The organism is Flavobacterium sp. (assembly GCF_017985075.1).
In the GTDB taxonomy this organism is placed as follows: Bacteria; Bacteroidota; Bacteroidia; order Flavobacteriales; family Flavobacteriaceae; genus Flavobacterium.
Map to the genome: position 1 here is coordinate 1 of NZ_JAGNYF010000045.1, position 7,552 is coordinate 7,552.

The 7,552-nt window shown below is 34.7% G+C and carries 4 protein-coding genes; all 4 read right to left on the minus strand.

Annotated elements, in window-relative coordinates; genetic code table 11:
• Window positions 1–395 precede the first annotated feature (395 nt).
• Complete coding sequence (locus tag KA468_RS08420; protein WP_291242503.1) at window positions 396–593, minus strand: hypothetical protein; 198 nt, start codon at window positions 591–593, stop codon at window positions 396–398.
• A gap of 5 nt (window positions 594–598) precedes the next feature.
• The gene (locus KA468_RS08425; protein ID WP_291242504.1) at window positions 599–4,360 is read right to left on the minus strand and encodes a T9SS type A sorting domain-containing protein; all 3,762 of its coding nucleotides are present in this window, start codon (window positions 4,358–4,360) and stop codon (window positions 599–601) included.
• 279 nt (window positions 4,361–4,639) lie between these two features.
• Complete coding sequence (locus tag KA468_RS08430) at window positions 4,640–4,825, minus strand: hypothetical protein (protein WP_291242505.1); 186 nt, start codon at window positions 4,823–4,825, stop codon at window positions 4,640–4,642.
• A 14-nt stretch (window positions 4,826–4,839) separates the two neighbouring features.
• Window positions 4,840–6,972 (minus strand): T9SS type A sorting domain-containing protein, encoded by a 2,133-nt coding sequence (locus KA468_RS08435; RefSeq protein ID WP_291242506.1) that lies wholly within the window; start codon window positions 6,970–6,972, stop codon window positions 4,840–4,842.
• Between the last annotated feature and the right edge of the window lie 580 nt (window positions 6,973–7,552).

The window sequence follows — 7,552 nt, forward strand, 5'->3', positions numbered from 1 at the left end:
GATTTATACAATTTTTGATAAGGTCCTATAGCACCTGTATAACCATAACCTGCCTCAAGAGACAAGTTGTTTACATTAAATTGCGCAAAAAGTGATGAAGACATCACTAAAAAAAAGAAGATTTGGAATTTGCTTGTTGCTTTCATAATTGTTTTACTAATTGAGTGCGAATATAAAAAAATTGTGTTTATTTATTGTTTTTTTGAGTTGTTTTTTGTTTTCTTATTTTCTTTTTAATTATCTACTTTTCATTAATCAATAAAATACATTTTAAATATACTAACCACGGCGAATCTATACAGTATCGTCTTTTTGAGTGATGTTAATTATGGTGGCTTCGAGAACCTCAGCCAACACTATAAGACCATCAAACACATTTCGTGGAGGTTTTTGATTTATGCTTTGGTTTTTGGTTTTAGTACCCAATAGGCCGTTGCTATGGCTAGTATAAATAACGCTGGTAAGTAATCATTTACTGGAACATCTTGTACATCATCTGTAAAACCTGGGGTTTGTGCAACAAGTGTTTGTGCTTGACATACTAATAATGCTATACTATATATTATTTTTGTGGTAGTTTTCATCTTTTTCATAATTATTATTCTACAATCCATTTTACTTGTTGTGTGTTGCCTTCGCTAGTAATATTTACTAAGTATACTCCTTTGCTTAAACTAGCGCTTGGTGTTACTTGTAAGGTAGTACCTTGACTTTTTGTTTGTACCGGAACCGTTTGTCCTAACAAATTTGACACGGTTACGGTCGCTTCAGAAATACCCTCAATATAGAAACTAGCGCCTGCTTTCGCTGGGTTTGGATAAATGGCTAGCGTGTTTTGGAATGTAGCGTTGCTTAATACTGCATTTTGGAATACAATTTTGAAACGATTTATAGTATTTGCATCTGCTGTAAATGGCACTGCTGTTCCATTGTTTATTTGTGTGTAACTGTTGTTTAATGTATCAAATAAATAAGGCGTTGCTCCATTATAGTTATCTAATTCAAATTGCCATTTGTAATTGGTATGACGCATCTTACCTATTTTAATTGGTAACTCTGAAGTAGCGATAGGATTGCTTTGTAGCGCAATTGCTAAATTCGTGTTGTTTTGCACAAAACTTACCTCTTCGTCTAAATTGGTCAATTTTGTTGCATCTTCCGAAGTAACATCCCAACTAAAATCATCATTAAAGAGTGCTAAAGTTCCTTCAATTGTAGTCCATTGATTATTTGTATTGGCTTGTAGATTGACACGTAGGGTTCCATATTCATTTGAATTTGCATTTCTAAACACTCCTGCAGCTGCATTGTTTACCGATTTGTTGCTTTCTGTAAAAGTCATACTAGCTACATTAGTTGTATTGTCTCTTTTTACAATCACTGCTTGACCAGGTTGCAAGTATTCATTAAAATTAGACGTTACATCATTTGTATTTGCCGCCAACGTTCTTGTAACAAATCCGCCTCTCGTATTAAGTGTTGGATCCCAATAATACACTACTGTTGTATTCATGTTACTTGCCAAATTCAATACTGCTTTTATATCAACTGGTGCTTGGTAAGGATTTCCTACAAAGCTCAATCCATCAGCCGTTTGATTGATTGTAGGGTTGAAATTTCCTGTTTTCAATGTCCCTGTAGCACGCAAAACTGTAGCTGTTGGTGTAGGTGTATTTGTTGCCATGCTAATTGTTCTATCGCCCCTAACCATTAAACGGTATGGTGAACCTGCCACTAATGTATTTATATTCGTATTGGTTACTGCTGACCATGCTCCATTAGTAAATGTAAATAAAGACGGATTGTTTGTGCTAGTAACATCAAAGCCATCCGTAGCGCCTCCCGCTCCTGTAATATGCGTTCCGAAACCTGCTGTTGTTCCTGCATTTTCTTGCCAGTTTTGACTGATTGACGTGGTAGTTGTTACACTTGGACTTAAAAATCTAAATGCTCTACGTGCTGGTATATAACGTTCTGTTGTTGACAAACCAGAAATCGTTGTATAAGTTCCTCCCAGCGTTCCAAATGCAGCCGTTCCAGAAGCATCTGATTTAAAAATTAAATTTCCATCGTGCGAAAAATTTCCACTACATTCTATGTGTTTTCCTGCAACAATTGTTGTATTTCCTTTCAAATATAAATTACCTGAAGCTTGTGTTTTTAAATTGGCATTCAAATTAATAGTGTTTGCATTTAATCTAACAGAACCATTTGTGTTAATATCGGAATTTATAGTTAATGTACCCGTATTGGCAAAATTCCAGCCGTTAGCATTCGAATAATATCCTAAATTGAATTCACTTACCGATGAAAAATCATCAATTTTGATTTTATCCATACTATTTGATCCTACGAAATGATTTCCAGACATCGTTCCATTGTAAACAAATGGATTGTTTACAAAAGCAGTTGTATTGGGTGCAATACTAACTTTACCCGTTGTTTTTAAAGTAAGTGTAAACGATTTTATACCCGAATTGGTTATAAGTGTAATATTTCCTGTTCCTGCATTAATAGTTTTGTTTGCAAAAAAAAGTTGAATACCACTAAACCCATTTCCAGAAGTATATGCGTCACCTGACCAAATAAACACATCGCCACCAGCAGTAGTAATATTTGAACCTATATCAATAGCGTTCCAATTAGTAGATCCTGATGTTCCTATTGAAGGGCCGTCTCCAACTGACAATCCATTCCAAATTGAAGTTCCGGCAGTTGAATTACTTCCTCCTAACCAAACATGACCTCCATTTGTAATGATATCGCTGTAAACTGTTGTGCCGCCATCATTATTTGAATTGTCATAATCGGACCAAAAAATAACATCTAAAATGACATTTGTTGCTTCTATTTTTCTGTTTTCGACATATTGTACCCTTCCTCCTCCGCGAATGGTTAGTTTAGATCGTTGTCCTCCTGTTTTTAAAATATCTGCAAAGATATAAATCGATGGCAACATACTTAAATTTGATGTATTGGAAATTAATGTAATATCGCCAGTATTTGAACTTGTAATTGTATTTTCTATGCGCAAAAGACCCGCATAAATTGTTATTGGACCAGCTACATTTATAGGATTAACAGTATTGACTGTTGCTGTGTTTGAAGATTTTCCAAATGTAAAACTTGATGGATTACCTGAAACTTGCATTCCTGTTAAGACCAGAGCTTCAAAACTGGACGCATTGGACTCAAAAGTAACTGCTCCACTAGTATTTAATTGTACCATTTTAGTATTTGGAAGCAAATCAATTTTATCCGCTTTAATAATAATTGGTGATGAACTTGAAGCCACTATACTTCCATCGGCACCAATGAAGCTATCAGTGGTAGCATTTGGTTTAATATATAATCCATTATAAGTTCCTGTTAATCCAATTGGCTTTAATTCATTTATGGTAATTGCACCACTTTGAGATAAAATTTTAACGTTTTGTACATCTGCGCCAATTCCTCTACAGTTATTAGTTGCTTTTCCACCTGTACCCGTAATCTCAATTGCTCCCGATACGTTTTGAATTAAGCAATTACTCATTTGTATTCCCCAAGCACTAGCAGTCGTATTGGTTACATTTGTAGCATCTCCATTAATAGTAATAGTTCCTTGTCCGGAAGTTTTAATATCTGTCCAAATTAAACTTATGGCACGATCTGGATTTGCACCAGTACCTTCAACTCCTATAGAAGCAAAAGTTGCATTTATATAAATATTGCCTCCATTTGCATTTATTGTTGCTTTTGCAACTGCAGTAGAACCATTTATTAAAATTGCATTATCTGAAGTGCTCAAAAAAGGAGTTTGCGATGCATTGTAACTTATATTTGCTCCTTGAGTGGATACCGTAGCGTTTGCCGTTTGTATAATTTTTTTAGTGTTAATTTGTATTCCTTGACCAGATGGAATTGTTGAAATTATATTTGCATTGATATCGACTGAACCACTGTTCAAAGTAATATCTCCTCCTAAACTAATCGCTGCATTTACAAAAAAAATACCCGTATTATTAACCTCACCAATTGTAATACTGTTTGTGGTTGCAGCATTACTTATTGCTTCTGATAAAGTAACATTGAATATTGTTGAATTTCCTTTAACCACAACATTACCAGTTGCTAACAAATTAGCTATTACACTAGCTCTAACTGTTGCCGTACCTGTTACTGTTAGTTCATTTCCTGTGATACTCCAATTGGTACCCGTTATTCCTGTTTCTCCAGATGAAGAAATGGTTAGATCTTGAGCGTTACTTAGTGTGGTAATTAGCAAGATTGATGCTGTAGAAAACACTCTTTTAATGTAGCTACTGTTTGTTTTTAGCCCCTTGTTTTTACGAAAATTTGTAATTAATTCCATCCCCATAGATTTAATTTTTAATGTTTTGAACAATTCTTAAAAATACACATTTATCAATAATTTTTCTTTATTTTATGTATAATGTAAAAAACAACATATAAAAAAGACTGTTTTTTGATTTATCAATAATATATTTTAATATGCACGCATATTAATTCGAGTGCAAAATAAAGACAAATTTTAATATTATACAATACATTTCCAAGTTTATGCTAAATATTTACTGTTTTTTTAACATTTGTTAATTGACACCATAAAAAAAGCACCCATTCAGGTGCTTTTTACTTATTTAATTACTTGTATTTTCTTCTTTATAAAGTAAAACATAAATGCTATTCCTATTAAAATCATTGGAAGGACCCAATCATCAATTGGAACATCTTGTACGTTGTCTGGAAAACTTTCTTGTGCTTGTAGCGTAACCGTAAACAATACTAACACAACACTATATTTCAATTTGATATTTTTCATCTTTTTCATTATTATTATTCTACAATCCATTTTACTTGTTGTGTGTTGCCTTGAGTAGTAATAGTTACTAAGTACACCCCTTTACTTAAACTAGTGTTTGGGGTTACTTGTACACTATTTCCTTGCGATTTTGTTTGTGCTTGAATGTTTTGTCCTAATACATTGAAAACCGTTACGCTAGCTTCCGATATACCATCAATATAAAAACTATCTCCTGCCTTGGCTGGGTTTGGATATAGTGCTAGTTGAGTAGAAAAATCGGAAAGATTTAGTGCTGCGTTTTGAAAAACTATTTTAAAACGATTGGCATTGGTATCGGCCGTAAATGGTACAACGGTTGTATTTGTAATTTGTGTTATCGAATTGTTTTGGGTGTCAACTAAAAACGGAGTTGGTCCCGAATAGTTTGCTATATCAAACTGCCATTGGTAGTTAGTATGACGGGTTTTATTCAATCTTATTGGTAATTCAGAAGTTAGTGCTGGGTTGGGTTGACAAGCAATTGCTAAAGAGGTGTTGTTTTGTACAAAACTTACTTCTTCGTCTAAATTAGTCATTTTAGTAGCGTCTTCTTCGGTTACTGCTGTACTAAAATTCGAATTAAAAATAGCTACTGCCCCTTCAATGGTTTGCCATTGATTGTTTGTATTGGCTTTTAAATTGACACGTAGAGTTCCATATTCATTTGAATTTGCATTTCTAAAAGCACCTGCAGCTGCATTGGCTACCGATTTATGACTTTCTGTAAAGGTCAACGCTGGTGTACCTGTTAAAGTAATTTTATTGACAACAAAGAACGCTTGCCCAGCTTGAACATAATCATTTACATTTGAAGTAGGATTATTTACACTGGTTTGTAAATTTCTAGTAATGTAACCTCCTCTAGCGTTTAAAGTAGGATCCCAATAATATACTACATTAGGATTAATATTTGAAGAAGAAGTAGCTAACGCTGTTTTAATATCTAATGGTGCTTGGTATGGATTACCTACAAAACTATATCCACTTGCTACGGTACTTAATGTTGGTGAAAAATTACCTGTAAATAAAGTACCCGTTGTACGTAAAACCGTATTGGTTGGCGTAGGTGTATTTGTTGACAAATCTATTGTTCTATCGCCACGTACCATTAAACAATAGGCGTCTCCTGCACTGATGGCATTCACACTTGTGTTTGAAGCTGCAACCCAAGCACCACTGTTGAAATACAGTAACGAGGAATTATTTGTTTCTGTTGGATCAAACCCTGCAGAAGCACCAGTAGCACCTGTTATATGCGTACCTAAACCAGCTGTAGTGACTCCATTTTCTTGCCAGTTGGCTCGAATAGAAGTTGAAGTAGTTACTGATGGGCTTAAAAAACGATACGCTCTGCGTGCAGGAATGTAACGTTCTACAATAGTGGAACCCGCAGGCGAAAGCGAACCGCTAAACACATCAAAAACAGCTGTGCCAGTTGCGTCACTTTTAAATACGAGTGTCCCGTTATTTATTAGGTTACCCGTTACCGATAATTTTTTTCCTGCACCAATGGTTAAGGTTTTACCTGAATTAATGGTTAAATCTTTACACGTTAAATCGGTTGTAGTGGATAAATCACCAGCTATGGTGGCGTCAATTGTAGCTGTAGGTGCGCTGTTTGACCATGAGGTAGTATAGGTGGTTGAAGTAGGGATTGCAGTTAATGAAATCCCTCCCAAAGCAATGTTGCCATTTGTTTTTGCAACATAAATCCATTTTATATAACGTGTTGTTGAATTTAGTCCTGAAAATATTTGAATAATTGAGCTGCCGTTTGTTAAAGCTGTTCCTGTTGTAGAATTATATAATTGAATATTAGTATAATTTACACCATCTGAAGATTCTAAAACTTGGAAATCGCCAGGAAATCTTGTTGCTGAAGTACTTTGGTTCCATTTAATTGTAAAAGTCAAAACATTTGGCGAGCCGTTAAAATTTAAAATCAAATTATCAGAAGATCCATCGAATTTCATTTTTGGCGAAGATGCATAATCAGATGCAAGACCGGATGATGTTAAACCATTTACTGAAGAAGGATTACCTAAATCATAACTGAATGGTAAATTTACCTGCCCCCATCCGGTAAAGCAAGCTAAAAGCGTAATAAAAAGTAATTTAAGTTTCATAAAATTTAGGGTTAAAAATTATCGTTTGTTTTTTTTGTTAAAGAATTTCAAAAATAATAAATTAATTCTTATTTTTAATATAAATGTATTAACATATTGTTAATATAAAGTGCTTTTATGTGCTGTATTCTTTGTTTAAGGTTTCTATAAGGTTTTTTTAGGGTAAAGGAATTGGGTGAAGAAATTGGGTGTGAGGTTTAGGGTGAAGGGAGTGGGATGGTGGCTTCGAGAGCCTCAGCCACCATTATACAATCAATGTGTAAAATTTTCATTCCGTTGCCTGAGGCACTCGAAGGCAAAAGGGTTTGGTTTGAGGTGAAAGGTTTGAGGTGAAGGGAGTTGTGTTCACATGTGAACAAGTTGGCCTACTGCGTAAGAGATTCTGAAAAAAGTTCAGAATGACAAAAAGGATGTGGGATGGTGGCTTCGAGAGCCTCAGCCACCATTATACATTCAATGTGTAAAATTTTCATTCCGTTGCCTGAGGCACTCGAAGGCAAAAGGGTTTGGTTTGAGGTGAAAGGTTTGAGGTGAAGGGAGTTGTGTTCACATGTGAACAAGTTGGCCTACTGCGTAAGAG